Below are 3,816 nucleotides of genomic sequence, written 5' to 3' on the forward strand. Positions count from 1 at the left end.
CGGCTGTGCCGGCGACGGACGAGGCAGCGATCGACGCGACCGAACCTGTGCTGCCATGAGCGCCGGGATGGCCGGGATCGCCGGGATCGCTGCCGTGCAGGCGCGGATCACCGAGCTGCGCACGCTCGTCGCCCCCGAGACGGTCGTCGCCACGGACGCGCCGACCTCGACGGGTGCCTCGACGAGCGGCGTCGTGGCCGGCGGCACCTCGAGCGCGTCGTCGTTCGCCTCGGCGCTCGCCGCCATGGGGGTCGACGCCTCCTCGATGGCCTCGTTGTCGGCGCTGACCGGCACCTCGTCCGCGACGTCCGGCTCGGTGGTGTCCGCGACCGGCACCGCGACCGGTCAGGGGCTCGTGGCGGCCGCCGAGAAGTACATCGGGATCCCGTACGTGTGGGGCGGCGAGACGCTCAGCGAGGGTGGCCTCGACTGCTCCGGCCTCGTCGTGCGCTCCATGGCCGACATCGGCGTGACGGGCCTCCCACGAGTCGCTCGCGACCAGATGACGATCGGCACGGCCGTCCCGTCGCTCGCCCAGGCGCTGCCCGGCGACCTGCTCGTGTTCCAGGGCGGCGCGCACATCGCGATCTACGAAGGGAACGGCAAGATGATCGACGCACCCAAGCCCGGCAAGTCCGTCGCGATCCGCGACGTCTACACCGAGCCGACGGCGATCCGCCGGGTCCTGCCGCAGGCGGCGACGGCCACGAGCACCGCGAGCACCGAGCTCGCGTCCGCACTGGCGTCGGCGACCGCGCAGCGCACCGCGCTCGACCTGATGACGCAGGTGGCGTCATGACCGCGCTGACGATCGGGCAGGCGCCCGCGTCGGCCTCGGTTCCGCGCGCGACGTCGGCCGCGCGCCCTGCGACCGGTCAGGACTTCGATCGGGTGCTGCAGGGCGAGGTGCGTGGCCGCGACGAGCGTGCCGCGCGGCCCGACCGGACCGCCCGCGCGGACGACACGTCTCGCCCGGACCGCACCGACCACGCTGCTCGGGCCGACGGGGCGGGGGAGCGCGCCGCGCAAGCGCCCGACGACGCGAACCGGGCCGTCGAACCGTCCACGGCGACGCCCGCAGCCACGGCGACCGACACCCCCGCGCAGGTCCCCGTCGACCAGCTCATGTCGGCGCTGGTCGCCGCGGCGGTCCCCGCCGCCGCGGCGCCCGCTCCAGCGGTCGCGCCCGTCACCGCCGCCATGACCGCGACTGACGGCTCGACCGGGACGGCCGCTGCGTCGCCGGCGGTCGCCGGGACGCCGGTCCCAGCCGCTGCGGCCGCATCGTCCGCACCTGCCGACCAGGTCACCACCGCTCCGGCGCCCGTCGTGGCTGCCGCCGTCGCCGGCGCGTTCGCACCCTCGACCGCTCCGGCAGAACCTGCCGTACCGACCGGCTCCGCAGTCCGTGCGGCGGGTGGCACCGCGTCGGCCGCGTCGGCTCCGGAGGCCGCGACCGCAGCCCCCGCGCGGCCCGCCCACACGGCCGCGACCGCGCCGGCAGCAACGGTCGCCACAGCCGCCCCGGCCGTCGGCATCGAAGTCCTGGCAGGCGCGCTCGTCGCCGCCACGCCGACCGCGAAGGCGGCCCCCGGCGCGGACGACAACCCCACCGCCGGCCCGCAGGTCATCGCAGCCGGAGCGGTCACGTCGACATCGGCCACCACGGCTGCCCCGACGGTGAGCGCGCCGGCAGCTCCCTCGGCCGCCCAGCCCGCGCCGCTCGCGGAACAGCTCGGCGCGCGCCTCGTGACGCTGCGCGGTCTCGGCAACGGCGAGCACGTGATGAGCATCGCTGTCGACCCCGAGCACTTCGGTCCCGTCCGGGTCATCGCGCACATCACGCCCGACGCGGTCCGGATCGAGCTGCTCGGTGCGACCGACCAGTCGCGGGAGGCGCTGCGCACGTCGCTCGCCGACCTGCGCCGCGACCTCGCGGGCTCGGGCCTGCACGCCGACCTGTCGCTCGGTCGCGACACGCAGCCGGGGAACGACGGTTGGCGCGGCCCCGCGGGCGCGCAGGGTGACGGCGCCGGTGCCGGTCGTCGCTCGCCGCGCGGTGACGCCGACAGCGCGGGACCGAGGCAACGCCCGGCAGCAGCACCCGACCCCCTCCGCTCGGCCGCTCGGCCCGGCGTCCTCGACCTCCTCGTCTGATCACGGAGCACCCATGAGCACCGACGTCACACCCATCACCTGGGGACCGGCCGCCGCGGCGGCCTCGACGGGCACCGCGACGGCCACCGCAGCGGCGACCCCGGGCACGCTCGACAAGGAGGCCTTCCTCAAGCTCCTCGTCGCCCAGCTGCGCAACCAGGACCCGAGCAAGCCGATGGACAGCTCGGAGCTCATGGCCCAGACCACGCAGCTGTCCACGATGGAGCAGCTCACGGCGCTGACCAAGACGTCGCAGGAGAGCTTCGCGCTGCAGATGCGCATGGCCGCTGCGTCGCTCGTCGGCAAGCAGGTCACGTACGCCGACGCGTCCGGGGCGACCGTCACCGGCGCGGTGGCGTCCGTCTCCTACGCCGGGTCCGTCCCCACCGTCACTGTCGGCGGCAAGGTCGTCGCGCTCGACGCCGTGTCGTCCGTCACCGAGCTCGCCCCCGCAGCACCTGCACCGTCCACGACCGTCTGACGCAGTCCACCACCGAAGGGAACTCCCATGCTCCGCTCGCTCTTCTCCGGCATCAGCGGTCTGCGCAGTCACCAGACCATGCTCGACGTCACCGGCAACAACATCGCCAACGTCAACACGACCGGCTTCAAGTCCTCCCAGACGCAGTTCCAGGATGCGCTGAGCCAGGTCGTGCAGAACGCCAGCGGCGCCCAGGCCGGCACGGGTGGCACGAACCCCGCCCAGGTGGGTCTCGGGGTGCGCGTCGCCGGCGTGACGACGAACTTCACGCAGGGCGCCTCGCAGCTCACGGGCCGCAGCACCGACATGATGATCCAGGGCGACGGCTTCTTCGTGGTCCGCAAGGGCGCCGACACGTTCTACACGCGGGCCGGCGGCTTCGACTTCGACGCGACCGGTCAGATGGTCCTGCCTGGTGAGGGCGCGCTCGTGCAGGGCTGGGCGGCCAAGAACGGCGTCATCGACACGAACAGCCCGCTGACCGACCTGCGGGTCCCGGCCGGCACGCTCATGGGCGCGGTCGCGACGACGTCGGCGACCTACGAGGGCAACCTGCAGTCCGACGCCGCCAACGGCACTGTGATCGAGCGGGCCATCACGGCCTACGACTCGACGGGCATCGAGCGCCAGGTCAGCATGACGCTCACGAAGACCGCGACCGGCTGGACGATGTCTGCCTCGGACGGCACGGCCACGTACCCGGCCGCGCCCGCGACCTCGATCCCGCTGACGTTCACGGCGACCGGCGCGCTCGACCCGGCGGCCTCCGGCCTGACCGGGACGGGGAGCTTCGCGCTCGGAGCCGTCACCGTCGACCTGTCGAAGGTCACGGGCTTCGCCGGCGTCCAGACGATCGCGGCGTCGACGCAGGACGGCCACTCGGCCGGCACGCTGCAGGCGTTCTCCCTCGGCGCCGACGGGACCATCACGGGCTCGTTCAGCAACGGCCTCAAGCAGACCGTCGGCCGGATCGCGCTCGGCAGCTTCACGAACCCGGCCGGTCTCGAGAAGGCCGGCGGCTCGCTGTTCCGCACGACCGTCAACTCCGGCAACGCGCAGGTCGGTGCGGCCGGCACGGGCGGTCGCGGCGGGCTCGCCGGCGGCGCGCTCGAGATGTCCAACGTGGACCTGTCGAGCGAGTTCACCAACCTGATCATCGCCCAGCGCGGATTCCAGGC

Annotated in this window: 4 protein-coding genes; all 4 read left to right on the plus strand. The window is 74.2% G+C overall.

What is annotated here, in order from left to right; translation table 11 throughout:
- Positions 1-55 precede the first annotated feature (55 nt).
- Complete coding sequence (locus VFW79_RS05550; protein WP_329676324.1) at positions 56-799, plus strand: C40 family peptidase; 744 nt, start codon at positions 56-58, stop codon at positions 797-799.
- A complete protein-coding gene (locus tag VFW79_RS05555; protein ID WP_329676325.1) occupies positions 796-2,157 on the plus strand; it encodes a flagellar hook-length control protein FliK in 1,362 nt (453 codons plus the stop codon). The genes VFW79_RS05550 and VFW79_RS05555 overlap by 4 nt, the downstream gene beginning before the upstream one ends.
- Before the next feature lie 13 nt (positions 2,158-2,170).
- Positions 2,171-2,638 carry a flagellar hook capping FlgD N-terminal domain-containing protein gene (locus VFW79_RS05560; protein WP_329676326.1) on the plus strand — a complete coding sequence of 156 codons (468 nt, stop codon included), beginning with the start codon at positions 2,171-2,173 and terminating at the stop codon, positions 2,636-2,638.
- A gap of 27 nt (positions 2,639-2,665) precedes the next feature.
- A partial coding sequence (locus tag VFW79_RS05565; RefSeq protein WP_329676327.1) for a flagellar hook protein FlgE occupies positions 2,666-3,816 on the plus strand: 1,151 nt, incomplete at its 3' end.

This window comes from Cellulomonas sp. (genome assembly GCF_036279715.1).
Classification (GTDB): Bacteria; Actinomycetota; Actinomycetes; order Actinomycetales; family Cellulomonadaceae; genus Cellulomonas_A.